Origin of the sequence: Rhizobium sp. BK112 (assembly GCF_014193215.1) — a bacterium.
Classification (GTDB): Bacteria; Pseudomonadota; Alphaproteobacteria; order Rhizobiales; family Rhizobiaceae; genus Rhizobium; species Rhizobium anhuiense.
In genome coordinates, this window is the sequence record NZ_JACHYZ010000002.1 from 369529 (window position 1) to 388611 (window position 19083).

The following is a 19083-nucleotide window of genomic DNA, read 5'->3' on the forward strand; positions in this document are numbered from 1 at the left end:
CTCAGTCCATCACTTTCCGGAGCTTGAAGAAGAACCGCCGGGAGTCGTCGCGCACGCACATCATTCCGGCAATCTCGTCATCGTCAATCCTCCGGAAGTAGTCCACGATCGGCTGTTTGTCGTAGATCATCGCAGCCGTTTCGATGCCGTCGAGGGCCTGAAGCCGCAACGAAGCGGTCGTGCCTCTCGCTCGAAGCATCTTCTGCAGGTATGAGAACCAGCTGCGGGCGACGAACGTCCGGCCAAAGGGCGCCAACTTGATCGCCAGCCTAACCGGTAAGAAACTTGGCTCGAGCGGCACGAGCCGGCCCGGTCTCCACGTGAAGAGCAGGGCGTCCGCCCGCATGTCGGAATGGAAGCGCTTGCCAAACCAGTTGAGATTCTCGAGCACGCCGTCCAGTGGATGATCCGACGGAATACCGAGGCCGCTCCAAAGGCCGACCATCTCCTTCGGCTGGACAGGATCCAGCGAGCGGAACCAGGCAGCCATCTCCTCCTGCTGGTCGCCTCGCATGGGTTCTCCTTCAGGAACGTTCATTGCGGAAAAATGAAAGGAAGGTTTGGAAGTTCCCGTTCCTGCGGACCGGGCGGAGCGCCCGGTGAAGGCTTTCGCTTTTGGCCATCTGCGTCTTTAAGCCCAACGGCCCCCGAAGGGGCCGTCGGGTATTCGTAGACAATAACGGCTTGTGCGTCAGGCGCGCGACGGCAGCAGGGGATAACCGACCATGACGGCACGGCCAAGCAGGGCTGCGACGAAAGCCTTGATTACATCGCCGGGAATGAAGGCCATCGAGCCGACGAAGGCTTTCGTGAAGCCGAGGCCGGCGACGGTGGCGAGATAGGTGATGCCGAAGGCGTAGAGCACGACGATGCCGCCGGCCATGGCGGTGAGGAAGAAGCTCACCGTCTGCACCAGAGCGGATTGCTGATGGTTGACCAGCCGTTCGCTGAGATAGCCGGTGACGAAGGCGGCAAAGATCCAGCCGATCAGGAAGCCGGCCGTTGGTGACGCGAAGATCGCAAGCCCGCCGCGGCCGCCGGAAAGCACCGGCAGGCCGATGGCGACCAGCACCAGCACGATCAGCACGGCAATCGCCCCGCGCCGGGCTCCGAGCACGACGCCGGCCATCATGACGCCGAGGGATTGGGCGGTGATCGGCACCGGAATGAAGCCGAGCGAGATCGGCGGCAGCAGGCCGAGCGCCACGATGATCGCGGCAAAGAGGGCGGTAAGAACGAGGTCGCGAGTGCTCATCATGAATTCCGTGTTTATTAATCTTTAACTCACATGCCGCCGAATACCGCGCGCGTCAATCGCCGCGGCGATATTATCCGCATCCCTGAGCGTCAGGATGATCAGCGGCGCAAGCAGCGTTATCGGCCGGATTTTCAGCCCGCGCGCCCTGTGCGCCTCGCGAATCGCCTGATAACGGCCGACGATCTCAGGCACGAAACGGAGCACCAGCCCAAGCGCCAGGCCGATATCGTCGGCCTGCACCCAGCCGGTGCGTTCGAGCGGGCGGGCAAGGGCGGTCACCTCGTCGATGAAGGCGCTGATCGACGTCGTCGCCGTCACCGTGGCGGCGAGCAGCATCAGTGCGGTCAGCCGCAGCAGGGGTACCAGCGCCTGCTGCCAGGGATTGAAGATCAGGTTGAAGAGCGCCACGACCGCAATCGTCAGGAAGATCGGCCGCAGCCGCCTGAGGGCATCGGCAAACGGCAGGCCGACCATGCCATAGAGAACCGCCGTCAGCAGCACGGCGATCGAAAGCAGGACGAGGTTCTGGCTGATAAACAGCAGGACGCCGAAGGCCGTCAGCGACAACAGCTTCAGCCGCGGCGAAAGCCGGTGCATCACGCTGTTGCCCTCGACATAGAGCGATTGCATCAGGCGGCGATCTCCCTGTAGCGGGCGATCGCCTCGGCAGCCGGCGCATCGGCGGCAAGCCGGCCCTCATGAAACAGCAGCACCCGCTCGAAATCGGCGATCAGGTCGAGATCATGGGTGATGACGATGGCGCTTTCCGAGAGCCCGGCGATGATCCTTTCGACCAGCGCCCGGTTCTTGAGATCGAGCTGGTTGGTGGGTTCATCGAGGATCAGAATGCCCGGCCCCGTCGCCAGCACCGAGCAGAGAGCGGCCACCTGCAGCTCGCCGCCGGAAAGCTCGTGCGCGCGGCGATCGGCCAGCGCCTCAGCGCCGAAGCGGGCCAGCACCGCCTGGACCTTCGCCTCGATCTCCGCCTTGGTGAAGCCGCGCCGCTTCAGCCCGAAGGCGATGTCGTCTTTGACGATCGGCAGGATGATCTGGTTCTGCGGCGATTGGAAGATGAAGCCGACATCGGCCACCGCAGATTTCTCATTGCCGGTGTCGCGGCCATTGACGGTGACGCGGCCGATCGACGGCTTGGTCAATCCGTTGATCAGCCGCGCGAACGTGGTCTTGCCCGAACCGTTCAGCCCGATGACGCCGATGCGTTTCCCACTGATGCCAAGCGTCAGCGGCTGCAGCGCCACCCGCGCCCCGAAACTGACCCCCGCACCTTCGAAACGAATATCCAAACCCATCCCTCGCATTTTTCATCGGCTGAGATTGCCGATGCCGGCCCCTCATCTGCCTGCCGGCACCTCTGCCTGGGTCGGGCCACGTGTCTCGACCCGTCCTTCCGACCCCCGCTCGCGGGGAGAAGGGATATGCCGCGCCGGCTTCCTTTACCCTCGACGTTGCGTTTGGCACGTCGCCTCGCCCCGTTTGCGGGGAGAGGGTTAGGGTGAGGGGCAGCTACAACCATTGCGCCAACCTGACAGCAGTGCTTCTACACGGGGAATCGAGGATGATGAAAGCGCAAATCGCGATGTTGATATTGGCTCGATATCGGGTGGCCGGAGCAACTCCAGCAAAAGTGCGCAGCGGTTTTGCGTCCGGGATTGCGGAAAAACAAAGCTAGCGCATTTCCGTGACTCGAAGAAAAACGGAATGCGCTAGGAAGATTTTCCGGATTATGATGCGGTCATGACGAATCTGCTTTCCAATTCCGACGCCCGCCGTGTCTTTCTTGCCAAGCAGGGCCTCAGCGCTCCGCCGAACCGCGCCTTGACCAAGGACGGCCTGCTGCAGCTCATCCATGAGCTGGGTTTCGTCCAGGTGGACAGCATCCAGACGGTGGAGCGGGCGCATCACCAGATCCTGTTTTCCCGCAACCAGACCTACAGGCGCGAGCATCTCACGGCACTGCTCGAAAAGGATGGCGCGCTGTTCGAGCACTGGACGCATGACGCTTCCATCCTGCCGAGCGCCTTCTTCGTCTATTGGAAACACAAGTTCCGCCATCAGGAGCAGGTCATCATCGAGCGCTGGCGCAAATGGCGCGGCGAGGGTTTCGAGGCGGCTTTCGCCGAGACCTATGAGCGCGTTGAGCGCGATGGCGCGATCCTCGCCCGCGAGATCAAGGCCGACGGTCACGTTTCCGGCGGCTGGTGGAACTGGCATCCGAACAAGACGGCGCTCGAATATTTCTGGCACACCGGCAAGTTCGCCATCGCCGGCCGCTCGAACTTCCAGAAGATCTACGATCTCACCGAGCGCGTCGTCCCGGCCGAGTTCCGCGAGCCGGAGGTGAGCCGCGAGGAATTCGTCGACTGGGCCTGCCGCAGCGCGCTTGCCCGGCTCGGCTTTGCCACCCATGGCGAGATATCGGCCTTCTGGAACCTGGTCTCGCCCGATGAGGCCAAGGCCTGGGTCTCAGCCCATCGCGACGAACTGATCGAAGTGCTGATCGAGCCGGCGCTCGGCGGCAAGGCGCGCCCGTCCTGGGCCTTTGCCGATTTCCTCTCGACCCTCGACGATTACCCCGGCGCGCCGCCACGCATCCGCGTGCTCAGCCCCTTCGACCCGATGATCCGCGACCGCAACCGCACCGAACGCCTGTTCGGCTTCTTCTACCGCATCGAGATTTTCGTGCCCGAGCCGAAGCGCGAATATGGCTACTACGTCTTCCCGCTGCTCGAAGGCGACAGGCTGATCGGACGCATCGACATGAAGGCGGATCGGAAAAAATCGACGCTCGACGTCAAACGGCTCTGGCTGGAACCGGGCGTGAAACCTTCGGCCGGGCGATTGGAGCGGCTGGAGGCGGAGTTGGATCGGGTTGCGCGGTTTGCGGGTGTGGAGAAGGTGGTGCTTTTGGATGGGTGGAGAGGGTAGTCGAATTACCCTCTGTGCCTCATCACGCACTCCCTCATCCCTGTGCTTGTCACAGGGATCCAGCGCACCCAAGTCCTTGGGTGCGGGAAACTCTCTTCGTAGAAGCAAATGAGTCATTCACGGCGCGGACGCGCCGTGGCTGGATTCCTGTGACAGGCACAGGAATGAGGGATGGCGAGGGTCGAAGCCCAAGCCTCCTCAGCAGATCTCTGTCTTGCTGATCTTGATCCCGAAACCTTCCAGGCCGACATAGTGGCGCTCGCGGCTGGTGAGCAGCTTGATCGAGCTGACGCCGAGATCCTTGAGGATCTGGGCGCCGAGGCCGATTTCCAGCCATTCGCTGTCGCGTGTCTGGGCTTCGGCATGGGCTTCGCGGCCCTGGTTTCGGGCCTTGCGGCCGTTGTCGTGGTGGCCGACGCCGACCGAGCCTTCGCGCAGATAGACGATGACGCCGCGGCCTTCCTCGGAAATCTTCCGCATGTAGAAATCGACCGGGCTGTTCTTGCCGAAGAGATCTTCGGCGACATTTTCCGGATGCAGGCGCACCGGGATGTCGACGCCGTCGCGGATGTCGCCGAAGACGACGGCGAGATGCTGCATCGGGTCCCAGGGCAGGGAATAGGTATGAGCCTTGGCCTTGCCGAACGGCGTGTCGACGTCGAAGCTGGTGCCGAGCTCGATCAGCGTTTCCTTGCGCTGGCGATAGGCGATGAGATCGGCGACGGAGACGAGTTTCAGCCCGTGCTGTTCGGCGAAGTCGACCACCTGCGGACCGCGCGTCACGGTGCCGTCATCGTTGACGAGTTCGGAGATGACGCCGATCGGCGGCAGACCGGCAAGCTTGCAGAGGTCGACAGCGGCTTCGGTATGGCCGGAGCGCATCAGTACGCCGCCTTCGCGCGACACCAGCGGGAAGATGTGGCCGGGGCGGACGAAATCGGCGGCGCCGACATTCGGATTGGCGAGGTTGCGCACCGTCAGCGTCCGGTCGTCGGCGGAGATGCCCGTCGTCGTGCCATGCTTGAAATCGACCGACACGGTGAAGGCCGTCGTATGGGCCGAATCGTTTTCCGCCACCATGGCGTTGAGGTTGAGGCGCTTGGCCTCTTCCTTCGGCATCGGGGCGCAGACGATGCCGGAGGTGTGGCGCACGATGAAGGCCATCTTCTCCGGCGTGGTATGGACGGCGGCGACGATCAGGTCGCCTTCGTTTTCGCGGTCATTGTCGTCCATGACGACGACGATCTCGCCGGCTTCGAAGGCCCTTATGGCGTCGACGACACGCTTTTGGTCATAAGACATGGGCGAGCGCTCCTATTTCAGACGGCCGGTCTGGCCGCGGTCGCGAAGATAATGGTCGGCGATCGCGCAGGCGACCATCGCCTCGCCGATCGGCACGGCGCGGATGCCGACGCAGGGGTCGTGCCGGCCCTTCGTTCGGATGTCGACATTCTTGCCATCGGCATCGATCGACTGGCGTTCGGTCAGGATCGACGAGGTCGGCTTGACGGCGAAACGCGCCACCACCGGCTGCCCGGTGGAGATACCGCCGAGAATACCGCCGGCATTGTTGGAAAGGAAGATCGGCGTGCCGTCATTGCCCATGCGCATCTCGTCGGCATTGTCTTCGCCCGAGGTTTCGGCAGCGGCAAAACCATTGCCGATTTCCACGCCCTTGACGGCGTTGATCGACATCAGCAGCGAGGCGATATCCTGGTCGAGCTTGGCATAGATCGGCGCACCGAGACCGGCAGGCACGCCTTCGGCGATCACTTCGATGACCGCGCCGATCGACGAGCCGGTCTTGCGGATGCCGTCGAGATATTCCTCCCAGACCGGCACGATCGCCGCATCCGGCGAGAAGAACGGGTTCTGCCCGACCTGGTCCCAATCCCAGTTGCGGCGGTCGATCTTGTGCTTGCCGATCTGCACCAGCGCGCCGCGCACGGTAACACCTGGTACGATCAGGCGGGCGATGCCGCCGGCGGCAACCCGCGCGGCGGTTTCGCGCGCTGAGGAGCGGCCGCCGCCGCGGTAATCGCGAATGCCGTATTTGAGGTCGTAGGTATAGTCGGCATGGCCGGGGCGGTACTGCCGGGCGATCTCGCCGTAATCCTTGGAGCGCTGGTCGGTATTTTCGATCAGCATGGAGATCGGCGTGCCGGTGGTCGTCATCGTCTCGCCATCGGCGTCGAGCATGACGCCGGACAGCACCTTCACCAGATCGTCCTCGCGCCGCTGCGTCACGAAACGGGATTGCCCTGGCTTGCGCTTGTCGAGCCAGACCTGCAGCTCCTCGAGCTTGAAGCGCAGCCCCGGAGGGCAGCCGTCGACGACGCAGCCGAGCGCCGGACCATGGCTTTCGCCCCAGGTGGTTACGCGGAAGAGGTGACCGAATGTATTGTGCGACATGTGTTCCCACGGTGGCGCGCCAAAGCCGGTTGCGCCATTGCTTGAAAAGGCGCGACACTCATAGGCCAAAAAACCGTCCAGGCAAAAGCCTTTCTTTGCGTCAAACCGGCAGGTGCGGAAATGCTGTTTCGGTCTTCTGGCGCGACCCTCTTTTCGCGGGCTGGGAAGGGGTCAGGCTGAGGTCGATCGGCAGGGCGGCGGTCATGAGGCCAGCCGCCACCCCGTTCCTGTGGCTTCCGCAGAGAAATCGTCGAAGGAGAGGGGCCGCGAGAAGGCAAAGCCCTGCAGGATATCGCAGCCGAGATCGCGCAGCAGTTCGGCATGCGCTGCCGTCTCCACCCCTTCGGCCACCGTCTCGACGCCGAGCGAGCGGGCGATCTCGATGATCGAGCTGACCAGCGCCCGCTCCTGCGAGGCGTTGACGATTGGCTTCACCAGCTGGCGGTCGATCTTCAGCCGCTTGGGCTTCAGCTTCAACAGGCTGACGATCGAGGTATGGCCAGTGCCGAAATCGTCGATCTCGATATCGATGCCGAGCGCCTTGATGCGTTCGAGATTCTGCGAGGCAACATCTTCGCTCTCGTCAAGGAAGATCGATTCCACCAGTTCGAAGGAGAGTTCGCCGGGGCGGATATGCAGATCGGCGAGCGATTCCAGAAGGCTGCCGTCATGCAGCCGCCGCGCCGAGACATTGACCGAGACCTTGGGCACGGTGATGCCGTGCGCCGCCCAGCGCATCTTGTCGCGCAGCGCCGTTTCCAACACGATCCGGTCGAGCATCTGCACGACATTGATCTCGTCGGCGATGCGCAGGAACTTGTCCGGCGTCAGCAACCCCTTGGAAGGATGCTTCCAGCGCACCAGCGCCTCGACGCCGGTCAGTTCCATCGTCCGGGCCGAGAATTGCGGCTGGTACCAGGCGGTGAATTCGCAATTGTCGATGCCGGCGAGGATCTCGTCGGCCGTGCGCTTGGTGTTGATGATATCGGCCTGGAGATTGTGATTGAAGAATTCGAAGCGGTTGCGGCCCATGCTCTTGGCGCGGTAGAGCGCGATATCGGCATTGATCAGCACCTTGCGTGCATCGACATGGATGCCGTTGGCAAGCGCCACCCCGATCGACACGCCGCAGCGGCAGGAGAAACCCTGGAAATCGATCGGCTGGCGCATCTCCTCGATGATCCGCGCCGATAGCTGCGCCATCTCCTTATCCCCGACGTCGAGCGCGAGGATGACGAATTCGTCGCCGCCGATGCGCGCGACGACGTCGCTGCCGCGGACATTCTTGGCGAGCACCTTCGAGGCATGCACCAGCATCGCATCGCCGGCGGCATGGCCGAGCGTGTCGTTGATGTCCTTGAAGCGGTCGAGATCGATGTGCAGGATCGAGAATTTCTGCCGCTGTTGGCGGCCGTCATTCGTCAGGCTTTCCAGGGCGATGTCGAGCTTGCGGCGGTTGGCGAGCGCGGTCAGCGGGTCGTGCAGCGAATTGTGCTCGATCCTGTTCTTGGCAGCCTCGAGCTCGATATTCTTGGCGACCGCCTCGTCCTTGGCGGCCTTCAGCCGGATCGTCATCAGCACGTCTTCGGTGGCGTCGAAGGCGATGCCCATGATCTTCATCTCGCCGGTCCCCGTCTGGTGGACCTTGCCGACCGAGCGCACATAACGCACCGAGCCGTCGTCGACGATCACCCGGCAGACGAGTGTGTGCGTATCTCCGTTCTGCCTGAGGTGGCGGGCGCTTTCGAGTGCGAGAGACCGGTCCTCGGGGTGGATGCAGCCAAGCCAGGTCTCCTCGGTCATGAAGCCGTTGCGCGGCGCAAGCCCATAGAGCTCGTGCATGCGCTCGTTCCAGATCGAGCCGCCCCGGCCCGGCCGCGCCTCCCATATGCCGCACTGATAGGAATTGAGCGCCAGGTCGAGCCGGCTCGAAAGCTCGGCGAGCTGCCCCTCGCGGCTCGACAGCTCTTCAAGCGCCAGCTCCAGCTCGGCATTCTTGACCTCGCTCATATCCTTGGCCTTGCGCAGCGTGTCGGTGGTCACCGCATCGGCGGTCACGTCCCAGACGATGCCGATCGTCTTGCCGACGCCGCCGGCATCCGTATAGAAGGCGCCGACCGAGCGCAGATGCCGGATGCCGCCGTCGCCAAGCAGGATGCGGTATTGCGCCGTGCAGGCAACGCCGGCGACGCTGCAGCTGAAGAAATGCACCTCGGCGGTTTCACGGTCCTCGGGCAGGACCGCCGCCAGCCATTCGTCGAGCGCCCGGCTGCCTTCCTGCGCTGGCTTGCCGTGCAGGGCGGCGGCGCGCGCGTCCCAGAGCAGGCTGCTCGAATCATCCTGCAGCTCCCAGATGCCGATATTCGAAGATTCCAGCGCCAGATTGAGCCGCTGCGACAGTTCCAGCAATTTCGCTTCGCGCGTCTCCAGCTCGGTAATGTTGCGATTGCGCTCGCCGAGCAGGAGGGTCGCGAAGAAGATCGGGATGATGATGATGCAGCCGGCGGCAACGACGATCAGCCGCAGCTCGGTCTGGTTTTCCGGGATCGCGTCCCAGCCGCTGTTCGGCACGACGGAAAGCTCCCACTTGCCGCCGGCAAAGCCGATCTTCTGGCGCATCGGATCCTTGGCGTCGATATCGGACGACCCGAAGAAGGGGGCTGCCGTTGCGCTCGCCGCCGGCAAGCCGATATCGCGGATGGCGATGGAGAGATGGTCGAGATGCGGATAGCGTTCCTGGTTCTCGCGGTCGCGCGCCGGCATCAGCCCGGTCGCCTCGTAGAACATCTTCTGGTCGATGACGAGTTCGACCGCTCCCCAGATCCGCCGCTGGCCGTTCTCCTTGACGAAGACAGGGAAGAATATGGCAAAGGCGCCCCGGCCATCGGTGCTGACCGGACCGTAGAAGCGCGCCGACTGGTCGCCGGTGGCGGGCGTCATCGCCTGGCGGAAGAAGAGGGATTCGCGCACGTCGCGGCCGATCCGCTCAGTGCCCGATTGCGGCGGGTAGACGTTGCTGACGATGAAATCAGGTGCGACGGCGATATGAATGAAAGGCGGATTCTGGATCAGCAGCCAGTTGATCTGGCGCTCCATCTCGTCCCGGTTCGCCGCGCTGACGGAGATCAGGTTGGCAAGGTCGCGGACGATGCTGAGGTCCATGCTGATCTCAGCCATGACCCGGGCGCGGATGAGATTCGCCTCGCTTTCGGTGCGGATATGAAGTTCGCGTTCATAAGCTGCAGTATTGGCCCGGTCGAGGCCGAAGCCGACCATGATGACGACAAGGGCGACGAGCGACGAAACCAGAAACGAGACGCGGGTATTCTTCAACACGCGCCGCAACTGCTTGCTGTCGCTGAGCCTGGATAACAAAATGAAACTCCCCTGTTGGCGAGCAACTGTAGGACGCGCGGGTTAATTTACGATTGCCCGCAGGCAGTGCCGAAAAATCCTGGGAAGGGAAAAACCGCAGTGAATGCGGCATCTTGATTATATTTAAAATCCTATTCATCAATTGGGCGGGAAAAGCCATTCTTACGGGCAATTTTCGCCATATTCAGGAGCTTATCTGTGGCCAGCCATTTTTTCGTGCAGCCTCTCGTGCAGCGTTTCAAAAGGATTGTCGCCATGCGTTTCGTCGTCGCCACGCTTTTGGCAACAGCAAGTTTCCTGTCGCCGATGAGCGGTTTTGCCGAGAGCGCCGATGTCGAGGCGACGATCAAGAAGGTCGACACAACAAACCTCGTGCTGACGCTCGATGACGGCAAGACCTATCAGGCGCCCGAGGAATTCAATTTCGACGGCCTCGAAGCCGGCGTGAAAGTGATCGTCTTCTATACCGAGGTCGACGGCAAGCGCGTCATCAACGATCTCGATATCGTCAAATAGGCAATTCTCTGGAGAATGACCGGATGAGGTCGCGCTCATGGTTGCCCCTCACCCTAATCCTCTCCCCACTCGCGGGGCGAGGGGACGTGCCCTACGAGATGTAGATGGGGACGGAGAGGCGCGGCATGTCTCTTCGCCCGGTTTACGGGGGTCCGAAGGACGGGTCGAGACGAGGGGCTCGACCCCGGCTGGTGGCGGCAGCCGGATGAGGGGGCTCATATCGGCAATCTCCCGGGACAAACAAGTCGCTCCTATCCCCCTCCGACCTAACTGAGCGCCCTGCGGCGCCCTACAGCCAGACGATCGTCCGCTCGGCGGTGTCGATCCTGGCGATCCGGTCCTGCGGGATTGCGCCTTCCGCAGCACTGCTCTTCGGCAGGTCTGAAATCGTCTGGAAAAGCGTGCGGATGACGCCGCCATGCGTCACGCAGACCGTCGGGCGATCGACGGATTGCAACCATGAGCCGGTGCGCCAGGAGAGGATTTCATAGCTTTCCGCGTCATCGCCGGGCGGGATGAAATCCCATTTGGAAGCGTTGCGTTCCGCCACCCGCTCGCGCTGCGTCGCCTTCAGCTCCTTGAGCGTCGAGCCCTCCCAGTCGCCGAAGGAAATCTCCACCAGCCGCGGATCGGTGCGATAGGCGAGCGGCGGCAGGCCCATGGCGGCGCGCATGATTTCCATCGTCGCGCGCGTGCGTCCGAGCGGGCTTGCGACAAAATCGAATTCGTCGACTCTGTTGCCGAGAATCTCGGCAAGTGCCACGCCGTTCTGCCGGGCCTGTTCCAGGCCCGTGGCATTCATCGGGATATCTTTTTGACCTTGCAGGCGGCGCTCGGCATTCCAGGCGGTCTGGCCGTGTCTGATCACGTAGATAAGCACGGTCTCAGCCCCACTCGAAATGCTCTAGTCCTTGACGACGGAAATGTCGGGCGCGTCGACCGCCTTCATGCCGATGACATGATAGCCGCTATCGGCATGGTGCACTTCGCCGGTGACGGAGCGCGACAGATCCGACAGGAGATAGAGGCCGACATCGCCGACTTCCTCGATGGTGACGGTGCGGCGCAGCGGTGCGTTATATTCGTTCCACTTCAGAATGTAGCGGAAATCGCCGATGCCCGAGGCGGCAAGCGTCTTGATCGGTCCGGCCGAGACGGCGTTGACGCGGATGTTCTGCGGTCCGAGGTCGACAGCGAGGTACTTGACGCTCGCTTCGAGCGCAGCCTTGGCGACGCCCATGACGTTATAGTTCGGCATCACCTTTTCGGCGCCGTAATAGGTCAGCGTCAGCATGGCGCCGCCATCCGTCATCAGCTTCTCGGCGCGGCGTGCGACCGAGGTGAAGGAATAGACGGAGATCTGCATCGTCTTGGCGAAATTGTCGGCCGAGGTGTCGACGTAGCGGCCGGTCAGCTCGTCCTTGTCGGAAAAGCCGATCGCATGCACGAGGAAATCTATCTTGCCCCAGAGCTTTTCGACGTTGCCGAAAACCTCATCGATGGTGGCTTCGTCGGCGACGTCGCAGTGGCCGACGAGCGTCGCGCCGATTTCGGCGGCCAGCGGCTCGACGCGCTTCTTCAGAGCATCGCCCTGATAGGTGAGCGCGACTTCTCCGCCCTGCGCATGAATGGCCTTGGCAATACCCCACGCAATCGAACGATTGTTGGCGACACCCATGATGACGCCGCGTTTGCCTGCCATGAGGCCGGATGCTTGAGCCATATTTCGCTCCCTAGGAATTCTGATCGATCCTGCCTATGGCATAGGCCGTTAATCGGTTCAAGCTTGGCCTGGATCATCAACTGTTAGGTATCGTAACAAAGGGTGCGATTGTCATAAAAATTTCACAGGAACAGGCCTTCGCGCATGCTCCGCATGAGATCGGTGACTTTGTCGTCGGGCTTTTCCCACAGGATAATGCGCAATTCGACGACGAGATCGCCTCTCCCACCCTCTTCGCGGGGCAATCCCTGGTCGGGGATTCTGATCGTCTTGTCCGAGCCCGACCATGCGGGAATGGTAATCTTGAGCGGCCCGCTCGGCCCCTCGATGCGCGCCTCGGTGCCGAGCACGGCATTTTCGATGCTGAGCGGCAGCACCGCGTGCAGATCGAAACCGTCGACGGTGAAGCGCGGATCGGCTGCGATGCGGATGTTGATGACGGCGTCGCCCCGCTGCATGCCCGGCAGCTTGAAGCCTTGACCCTTGAGCCTGATCTCATGACCGTCCGTCGTGCCTGCCGGCAACGCGAAGCCGATTTCGCGGCCCTCCGGCAGCGACGCGGTGATCCAGCCGCTCTTCAAGACGTCGTCGATCGTCACCGTCGCCGTCGTCACCTCATCCGGTGCCTTTTCCAGGCCGGTATCCTTGGCGCCGGTGAAACGGCGCACCAGGTTTGTCAGGATGCTGAGCGGCAGCGGCAGGTTGGCGCCGGCATTGGCCGCAGCCTCGCCGGTCTCCTCGTCGCCCTTGGGCTCGGCCTCGGCGGCGTCGCCGTCTGCGCGCCTGCCGGTCTCGCCCGTCTGCTGATTCTGTGTCTGCTGGTATTGTGCCTGCTGGGCGCGGCCCTGCGCCTGGCCGCCGGCCGCAGCGCGCGCCTGGGCGCCGAAAATGCGCTCCACCATCTCGTCGGCAGGCTCAGCCGCTCCCGCCTGTTGCCTGGCGCCTTCGGCGGCCGACTTCTGGGCGGCGCGTGCAAGCTCTTCCATCACCCGCTCGGCATTGGCCTGCGCCGCCTTGGCGCGGATCGCAGCCTCGCGCGCGGCCTGGCGCTGCTGCATGATCGTCTGTTCTTGTTTCTTGGCTTCCGCCATCCGCACGGCATTGTCGAACAGGCTGCGTTTACGCGGGTCCTTCAGCGTTTCATAGGCGCGGCCGATCTCGGCGAACCGGGCCGTCGCCGTCGGGTCGCCCTGATTGTGGTCGGGATGGGCTGATTTGGCCATGTTGCGCCAAGCCGCCTTGATCTCGTCTGCTGCCGCGTCGCGCTTGACGCCCAGAATTTTGTAAGGATCGCGCATGTCAAAACCGCCGGTGTTGCGATGCGGGAAGCCACGTCCTTGCCCGGCACCCCGAAACTCCAATATCAAGTGCGCGGCGCCACCCGCCGCAAAAGGCAGGGAGAGCCACTCTCAACGCCGATCGTGCGTTGGAGTTGCTAATCACTTCTTATTTCTATGGAGAGATGTGGGGTGTTTCGCCCCGAATGGTTAGCTCTTTGCTAAGCATTCGGCGGAAAGGCGTCGGGCGTTAACCTGTCGGCGAGCCGGATCAGCTTTCCCGCGGGATCAACTTTCCGGCTGAAAGCTCAAAAGCTGCCAGTTGCCGCCGCCGACGAGGCAGGTCTTGCCGTAGAATTTGGCGATGCCGACATAGGAATGCCGGGTCGTGCGGAACTGGCGGCAGACCTGGCCTTGCTCGTTGTTCTCGACGATGGTTTCGATGACGCCGGCGCTGCCCGTCGATGCATTCGCCCAGGGAAGCGGCTGGCCCTCGAGCCGCTGCACGTCGGCCGAGGTCACGGCGTTGCGCACGGTCATCTCGTCGGAAAGCGTGTCGGTGCTCGGCGGCGTCTGCGGCACGGTGCCGGTGGCAACCGAGCGGTCGACCTTGGCCTCGCTCAAGAAATCCATGCCGCTGCCAACGCAGCCGGAAAGCGAAAGCATGGCGACGCCGATGACGAAGAACGCGCTGCTGCGTCGCCGCAGGCTCTTTGTATGGCGATATGACTTTGCTATGACTTCCACCCTGCGTCCTGTCCAGTTACCAAAAGCTGGGCGAGTTTTGAATAATCCGGGGCATTTGAACCAATATGTCGGCAAACGAGTTAACAAGCGGTGACTTTACCGAAAGTGGCGAACCCTTCAAGCTCTTTGCCGAATGGCTGAAAGAAGCGGAGGCTTCCGAACCCAATGACCCGAACGCGGTGGCGCTGGCAACGGTCGATGAGGATGGTCTTCCCAATGTCCGCATGGTTCTCCTGAAGGGATTCGATGAAGACGGTTTCGTCTTCTACACCAATTTCGAGAGTCAGAAAGGCCGTGAAATTCTGGGCCAGAAAAAGGCCGCCATGTGCTTTCACTGGAAAAGCCTGCGCCGCCAGGTGAGGCTGCGCGGCCCCGTCGAGATCGTCACCGATGCCGAAGCCGACGCCTATTTCAAGACGCGTGCGCGCGGCAGCCGCATCGGCGCCTGGGCGTCCAAGCAGTCCCGCCCGCTCGAGAGCCGATTCGCGCTGGAGAAAGCCGTGGCCGAATATACCGCCCGTTATGCCATCGGCGAGATTCCGCGCCCGGCCCACTGGTCGGGCTTTCGCATCCGCCCGACCTCGATCGAATTCTGGAAGGACCAGAAATTCCGCCTGCATGACCGTGTCGAATTCCGCCGGCCTTCACCGGAAGGCGAATGGGACAAGGTGCGGATGTATCCCTGACAGGCTTACCTGCCCATCAGCTTCAGCGGGATCCCGGAGGCGAGCGCCGAGACGTAGCGCCGCTTCTGGTAGAAGCCGTTGAGCGAAAGGCGCGGGAGATAGCCGGTCAGCTGTGCTGCCGGCAGCCCGGGTTGCGTGGTGACCGCGAGGGTAAAGCCGAGATTGCGCGCAATGCGCGCCTCGCGGGCGGTCGCAGCCGCCGGCGTGCCGTAGGGATAGGCGATCGTATCGGGACGGATGCCGGCCACCGCCTCGACATAATCCGCCGAAACCTGCATTTCGATTCGCGCTTCGGCTTCCGGCAGGCGGGCGAGCGCGCGATGGCTGATCGTATGGGCGCCGAGGGATGCGAGCGGATGTGTCGCCAGCCATTGCAATTCGTCGGGATCCATCACCAGATCGCGGACGATATCCGTCGGCTCGATGCCGTTTTCCCGTGCCAGCATATCGATGGCGGCGACGGCATGCGCCTCGTTGGAGCCGTGGATGTAAGCGGCGAAACGATCGAAGGCAGTCCATTGCTGCTGCGGGGTGTCGAGCCCCAGCCGCTCGCTGCCGCGGCCGAAATCGAAGCGGATTTCCGGTGCCCGGCGCAGGAGGATGGCGAGCGTCTCCCACCAGATACTATGCGAGCCCTCGGCAAAACCCTTCGCGACGAATACCGTAAACGGCGCCTGATGCCGCTCGAACACCGGCAGCGCATATTCCACATTGTTGCGGTATCCGTCGTCGAGCGTGAAGGCTGCGAACGGCGGCCCGCCCTCGGATTCTGCCAGCAGCACCGGCACCTGATCGAGCGGCACGAAGCGATAGCCCTTCCGCCGCAACCGGCTGAGCGCCGCGTCGAGAAAACGCGGGGTGATTTCGAGATGCGCATTCGGCGCGAAGGCTTGCGGTACATGCGGGCGGACATGGTGCAGCGTGAAGACGACACCACGTCCGCGCGCTTCGCGCATCAGTCCGGCAGCGGCGAGCAGCCAGGAAAGCTCGAGCCCGGCGCCGATCGCCGCGCGTTTTGCCAACCGCTTGAATTGTCCCGTCATGCGCCGTCCGTCCCTTGCCTATGCGGGAACCTAGCAGCGGCGACTTAAGCCTTGCTGAATCCCGATTCGGCACGGGTCTTTGATTTCTTGTTAACCAAGGCGATGAAAAGACTAGAAAAATGATAGGCGTTGCCTCAAAGTCGCGCCAAACTTACGGCTTCTGTCACATTACGGCACAAATGCCGGTCCTGTCGCGGATCAACGTTTGAAGGGCCAGCGCATCAGGGGCCAGCGTCAGGGGCAAGCAGATGAGGGGAAGTGTATGAGAAAGCTTTTGGCGGCTGTTTTGACCGTAACGCTTGCCGTTTCGGCGCCGCTTGCAGCCCTTGCCGGCAACGCTTCGCTGATCCTCGATGCCCGTACAGGCAAGGTTCTCGCCGCTGAAAACGCCGATACGCTGAACCATCCGGCCTCGCTGACGAAGATGATGACGCTCTATCTCACCTTCGAGGCGCTGAAACGCGGCAAGATCGCCTGGGATACTCCGATCACAATGTCGAAATACGCCGCCGCCCGGCCGCCGACCAAGCTTGGCGTCAAGGCCGGCGGCACGATCACCGTGCGCGAGGCGGTCTATGGCATGATCGTCAAATCCGCCAATGATGCCGCCTCCGCCATGGGCGAGAAGCTCGCCGGCTCTGAAAGCGCTTTTGCCCGGATGATGACGGCCAAGGCCCGCCAGCTCGGCATGAGCCGCACCGTCTTCGTCAACGCCTCCGGCCTGCCGGACGGCCGCCAGGTGACCACGGCGCGCGACATGTCGACGCTCGCCGTCGCGCTGATGAAGAACTATCCGAACGAATACCGCCTGTTTTCGGCGGCAAGCTTCAATTTCCGCGGCCGCACCGTGCGCGGCCACAACAATCTCATGTACCGCTACCAGGGCATGGACGGCATCAAGACGGGCTACACCAACGCTTCCGGCTTCAACCTCGTCAGCGCCGTCAAGGACGGCAACCGCCGCGTGGTCGGCGTCGTGCTCGGCGGCCGCACCGCCCGCAGCCGCGACGCCAAGATGGCTGGTTTGCTCGACCGTTACCTCGGCCGTGCCTCCTCTTCCGGCGGCGCCAAGCTGGTGGCGAGCGTCGGCGCCAAGGAGGCTGTCGAAGTCGCGTCCGCCGCCGACGATTCCGATGTTCCGGTGCCGCTCAACGCACCGCGGCCGGCCGATGATCTCGGGGCCAAGAGCCTGGCTTATGCCGATGACGCCGTCGTGCCGCTGGAGCGTCCGGTCGCGATGGAGGAGATCCTGAACGCCGGCAAGACGCCGAAGACATCGGCAGAGAGGGCCGATGGCGACTGGCAGATCCAGATCTCGGCTGCTCCCAGCGCCGATGCGGCGCGTGCGCTTCTCGCCCAGGCGCAGTCGGAAGGCGGCGCGCCGCTCGTTTCCGCCTCGCCCTATACCGAGGCTGTCGGGCAGGGGGCCAACAGGATCTATCGCGCCCGCTTCGTCGGCTTCGCCAGCAAGGATGCCGCCGTCTCGGCCTGCGATGCGCTGAGGCAACGCTCCTATGACTGCATGCTGCTGCCGGACCACAGCTGATCGCCGCGACACCACTGCGACAATTCACCCTGGACAAGCAACGGGAATCAGCGTCTCCTCCGTAAACAAAAGGAGAACATCCATGTTGCGTCGTCTCGCCGACCAGTTCGAAATCTCATCCTCTGTTCACGTCGCTGCCAACAACATCGAGCGCGATGCCGACTGGTTCCTGCTGAAACTGCAGGAGGAAATGGGTGAACTGACCCAGGCATGGAACCGGCTGACTGGCCGCGGCCGTGCGAAAGGCCGCTCTCCTGAAGACATGCAGCGCGACCTGGCCGACGAGACCGCCGACGTTCTCGGCCATCTTCTGCTGTTTTCCCGCCACAACGATCTCGATCTTGCCGCCGCGATCGAACGCAAGTGGCTGTTTCGGCCGGGCAACACGTTTTAAGAGGGATCGTCTATCTTCGGAAAATCCGGCTGCGCCTCCGGCCTTGCCGACCGGAAGGCTTCAAGCGTCACGCAGCGCTGTTCGACCGCAAGCAGCAGCGGATAGGGCGAAAGATCATGGCCGAGACGGCGGGCATTGCTCATCTGCGGAATGAGATGCAGGTCGGCCCAGCCCGGACGATCGCCGAAACAGAAGGGCGACGAGACCTTGCGCTGTCTGAGCGTCTCTTCGAGCGCGGTAAAGCCGAGGCCCAGCCAGCGCGCGAGCCACCGTTTCACCTCGGCTTCGCCAGCGCTGAGTTCATCGCGCAGGAAATGCCGGACGCGCTGAACTGTCAGAGCGTGCATTTCCGCAGCGATATGGGCGGCAAAACCTCTCGCCTCGGCGCGCAGTGCGGGATCCTCGGGCAGGAGGCTCGGGTCGGGATAGGCCTCCTCGATATAGGAGAGGATCGCTGACGACTGCGGCACGACACGGCCGTCGCCGATATCGAGTGCCGGCAGCAGCCCCTGCGGATTGAGTCTGTGATACTCTCCGGGCTCAAGCGAACTCACCGGAACGTAACGATAGGAAATGCCCTTGAGGTTGAGGGCGATCCGCACCCGTTCACCCGCCGAATTCTGCCATCGCGAGATCAGCAGCATCATTACCGTCCCAAAGCTGGAGTCAGCCGACCTTATATCGGTAGAATTTGCTGTCCACCGCCATCAGCGGAAAGGAGCGGGGCAGAGCGCTCTTGGCAATCTCGCTAAAGCCGTTCTTCTCGTAAAAACGATGCGCGGCGACGAACTTGTCCGTCGTGCCGAGGAAGATATCGGTGATGCCGGCATCCCTGGCGTGAGCGATCAGGCGATCGAGGAGCAGCGCCGCCACGCCGTGTTCGCGGCCGCGAACCTCGGCTGAGACGAACATCTTGCGCAGCGCCGCCTGGTTGTTGCCGATATCCTTCAGCCCGACCGTGCCGACGATGGCGCCGTCCTTGACGGCGACCCAGAACTGCCCTTTGCCGGACTGGTAGAAATCCGGGATGACCCTGAGATCCGGCTGCGCATCCGCGGTGATGTCGATGCCGAATTCCTCGCGCTGGATCGGCAGGATCACCGAAAGCACGGCATCGGCGTCATCTGATGTGAAGGTTCTGATTTCGATGTCCGCCATCT

Annotated in this window: 19 protein-coding genes; 5 read left to right on the forward strand and 14 right to left on the reverse strand. The window is 62.8% G+C overall.

Going from position 1 to position 19083, the window contains the following annotated elements; genetic code table 11:
- Position 1: 1 nt before the first annotated feature.
- The 4 genes from FHT75_RS06945 to FHT75_RS06960 form a co-directional block, all read right to left on the reverse strand.
- The gene (locus FHT75_RS06945) at positions 2–538 is read right to left on the reverse strand and encodes a GXWXG domain-containing protein (protein WP_097595260.1); all 537 of its coding nucleotides are present in this window, start codon (positions 536–538) and stop codon (positions 2–4) included.
- A 153-nt stretch (positions 539–691) separates the two neighbouring features.
- Positions 692–1255: a biotin transporter BioY gene (locus FHT75_RS06950; RefSeq protein ID WP_047614436.1), complete on the reverse strand. Its 564-nt coding sequence runs from the start codon at positions 1253–1255 to the stop codon at positions 692–694.
- Between the two features lie 24 nt (positions 1256–1279).
- Positions 1280–1888 carry an energy-coupling factor transporter transmembrane component T family protein gene (locus FHT75_RS06955; protein WP_063476462.1) on the reverse strand — a complete coding sequence of 203 codons (609 nt, stop codon included), beginning with the start codon at positions 1886–1888 and terminating at the stop codon, positions 1280–1282.
- The gene (locus FHT75_RS06960) at positions 1888–2562 is read right to left on the reverse strand and encodes an energy-coupling factor ABC transporter ATP-binding protein (RefSeq protein WP_097595259.1); all 675 of its coding nucleotides are present in this window, start codon (positions 2560–2562) and stop codon (positions 1888–1890) included. Before FHT75_RS06960 ends, FHT75_RS06955 begins: the two co-directional genes overlap by 1 nt.
- A gap of 451 nt (positions 2563–3013) precedes the next feature.
- Between FHT75_RS06960 and FHT75_RS06965 the strand changes: the two genes are divergently transcribed.
- Positions 3014–4204 carry a winged helix-turn-helix domain-containing protein gene (locus tag FHT75_RS06965; protein WP_047615408.1) on the forward strand — a complete coding sequence of 397 codons (1191 nt, stop codon included), beginning with the start codon at positions 3014–3016 and terminating at the stop codon, positions 4202–4204.
- A 198-nt stretch (positions 4205–4402) separates the two neighbouring features.
- On the opposite strand, the gene ribB is transcribed toward FHT75_RS06965, so the two are convergent.
- The 3 genes from ribB to FHT75_RS06980 all read right to left on the reverse strand — a co-directional run bounded on the left by ribB (position 4403) and on the right by FHT75_RS06980 (position 9991).
- Positions 4403–5506: a 3,4-dihydroxy-2-butanone-4-phosphate synthase gene (ribB, locus tag FHT75_RS06970; protein WP_029867871.1), complete on the reverse strand. Its 1104-nt coding sequence runs from the start codon at positions 5504–5506 to the stop codon at positions 4403–4405.
- A gap of 12 nt (positions 5507–5518) precedes the next feature.
- Entirely contained in the window at positions 5519–6616 is a 1098-nt protein-coding gene (gene aroC, locus FHT75_RS06975) for a chorismate synthase (protein ID WP_097595257.1), read from the reverse strand.
- A 201-nt stretch (positions 6617–6817) separates the two neighbouring features.
- The gene (locus FHT75_RS06980; protein WP_183844713.1) at positions 6818–9991 is read right to left on the reverse strand and encodes an EAL domain-containing protein; all 3174 of its coding nucleotides are present in this window, start codon (positions 9989–9991) and stop codon (positions 6818–6820) included.
- A 255-nt stretch (positions 9992–10246) separates the two neighbouring features.
- On the opposite strand from FHT75_RS06980, the gene FHT75_RS06985 reads away from it, so the two are divergent.
- Positions 10247–10507 carry a DUF1344 domain-containing protein gene (locus FHT75_RS06985; protein ID WP_018449305.1) on the forward strand — a complete coding sequence of 87 codons (261 nt, stop codon included), beginning with the start codon at positions 10247–10249 and terminating at the stop codon, positions 10505–10507.
- Positions 10508–10796: 289 nt separating this feature from the next.
- On the opposite strand, the gene FHT75_RS06990 is transcribed toward FHT75_RS06985, so the two are convergent.
- The 4 genes from FHT75_RS06990 to FHT75_RS07005 form a co-directional block, all read right to left on the reverse strand.
- Positions 10797–11387 carry a histidine phosphatase family protein gene (locus tag FHT75_RS06990; protein WP_097595254.1) on the reverse strand — a complete coding sequence of 197 codons (591 nt, stop codon included), beginning with the start codon at positions 11385–11387 and terminating at the stop codon, positions 10797–10799.
- 24 nt (positions 11388–11411) lie between these two features.
- Positions 11412–12230, reverse strand: a complete 819-nt coding sequence (fabI, locus tag FHT75_RS06995) for an enoyl-ACP reductase FabI (RefSeq protein WP_003588115.1) — start codon at positions 12228–12230, stop codon at positions 11412–11414.
- Between the two features lie 122 nt (positions 12231–12352).
- On the reverse strand, positions 12353–13528 hold the full coding sequence (locus FHT75_RS07000) for a J domain-containing protein (RefSeq protein WP_028756336.1): 1176 nt from the start codon (positions 13526–13528) through the stop codon (positions 12353–12355).
- A gap of 267 nt (positions 13529–13795) precedes the next feature.
- Positions 13796–14254, reverse strand: coding sequence for an RT0821/Lpp0805 family surface protein (locus tag FHT75_RS07005; RefSeq protein ID WP_029867866.1), 459 nt, complete (start codon positions 14252–14254; stop codon positions 13796–13798).
- A gap of 65 nt (positions 14255–14319) precedes the next feature.
- Between FHT75_RS07005 and pdxH the strand changes: the two genes are divergently transcribed.
- Positions 14320–14940, forward strand: coding sequence for a pyridoxamine 5'-phosphate oxidase (pdxH, locus tag FHT75_RS07010; protein WP_017963103.1), 621 nt, complete (start codon positions 14320–14322; stop codon positions 14938–14940).
- A 5-nt stretch (positions 14941–14945) separates the two neighbouring features.
- Here the strand turns inward: pdxH and FHT75_RS07015 are convergent, their stop codons facing one another.
- The gene (locus tag FHT75_RS07015) at positions 14946–15983 is read right to left on the reverse strand and encodes a polysaccharide deacetylase family protein (protein ID WP_183844712.1); all 1038 of its coding nucleotides are present in this window, start codon (positions 15981–15983) and stop codon (positions 14946–14948) included.
- Between the two features lie 262 nt (positions 15984–16245).
- Here FHT75_RS07015 and FHT75_RS07020 point away from each other — a divergent pair, with 262 nt between their 5' ends.
- Both FHT75_RS07020 and FHT75_RS07025 read left to right on the forward strand, forming a co-directional pair.
- Positions 16246–17529 carry a D-alanyl-D-alanine carboxypeptidase family protein gene (locus FHT75_RS07020; protein ID WP_028756244.1) on the forward strand — a complete coding sequence of 428 codons (1284 nt, stop codon included), beginning with the start codon at positions 16246–16248 and terminating at the stop codon, positions 17527–17529.
- Between the two features lie 82 nt (positions 17530–17611).
- Entirely contained in the window at positions 17612–17923 is a 312-nt protein-coding gene (locus FHT75_RS07025) for a pyrophosphatase (RefSeq protein ID WP_028756245.1), read from the forward strand.
- Here the strand turns inward: FHT75_RS07025 and maiA are convergent.
- Positions 17920–18567, reverse strand: a complete 648-nt coding sequence (maiA, locus tag FHT75_RS07030; RefSeq protein ID WP_028756246.1) for a maleylacetoacetate isomerase — start codon at positions 18565–18567, stop codon at positions 17920–17922. The two genes, FHT75_RS07025 and maiA, sit on opposite strands and share 4 nt — an antisense overlap.
- A gap of 22 nt (positions 18568–18589) precedes the next feature.
- A complete protein-coding gene (locus tag FHT75_RS07035) occupies positions 18590–19081 on the reverse strand; it encodes a GNAT family N-acetyltransferase (protein ID WP_028756247.1) in 492 nt (163 codons plus the stop codon).
- Positions 19082–19083 lie beyond the last annotated feature (2 nt).

Bases quoted from the DNA above. Each gene is read 5' to 3' on its own strand.
- fabI (WP_003588115.1), bottom strand. From the start codon at position 12,230: ATGGCTCAAGCATCCGGCCTCATGGCAGGCAAACGCGGCGTCATCATG.
- FHT75_RS06985 (WP_018449305.1), top strand. From the start codon at position 10,247: ATGCGTTTCGTCGTCGCCACGCTTTTGGCAACAGCAAGTTTCCTGTCG.
- ribB (WP_029867871.1), bottom strand. From the start codon at position 5,506: ATGTCTTATGACCAAAAGCGTGTCGTCGACGCCATAAGGGCCTTCGAA.
- FHT75_RS06945 (WP_097595260.1), bottom strand. From the start codon at position 538: ATGAACGTTCCTGAAGGAGAACCCATGCGAGGCGACCAGCAGGAGGAG.
- FHT75_RS07015 (WP_183844712.1), bottom strand. From the start codon at position 15,983: ATGACGGGACAATTCAAGCGGTTGGCAAAACGCGCGGCGATCGGCGCC.
- FHT75_RS07020 (WP_028756244.1), top strand. From the start codon at position 16,246: ATGAGAAAGCTTTTGGCGGCTGTTTTGACCGTAACGCTTGCCGTTTCG.
- aroC (WP_097595257.1), bottom strand. From the start codon at position 6,616: ATGTCGCACAATACATTCGGTCACCTCTTCCGCGTAACCACCTGGGGC.
- FHT75_RS06965 (WP_047615408.1), top strand. From the start codon at position 3,014: ATGACGAATCTGCTTTCCAATTCCGACGCCCGCCGTGTCTTTCTTGCC.
- FHT75_RS07035 (WP_028756247.1), bottom strand. From the start codon at position 19,081: ATGGCGGACATCGAAATCAGAACCTTCACATCAGATGACGCCGATGCC.
- FHT75_RS06955 (WP_063476462.1), bottom strand. From the start codon at position 1,888: ATGCAATCGCTCTATGTCGAGGGCAACAGCGTGATGCACCGGCTTTCG.
- pdxH (WP_017963103.1), top strand. From the start codon at position 14,320: ATGTCGGCAAACGAGTTAACAAGCGGTGACTTTACCGAAAGTGGCGAA.
- FHT75_RS07025 (WP_028756245.1), top strand. From the start codon at position 17,612: ATGTTGCGTCGTCTCGCCGACCAGTTCGAAATCTCATCCTCTGTTCAC.
- maiA (WP_028756246.1), bottom strand. From the start codon at position 18,567: ATGCTGCTGATCTCGCGATGGCAGAATTCGGCGGGTGAACGGGTGCGG.
- FHT75_RS06950 (WP_047614436.1), bottom strand. From the start codon at position 1,255: ATGAGCACTCGCGACCTCGTTCTTACCGCCCTCTTTGCCGCGATCATC.
- FHT75_RS07000 (WP_028756336.1), bottom strand. From the start codon at position 13,528: ATGCGCGATCCTTACAAAATTCTGGGCGTCAAGCGCGACGCGGCAGCA.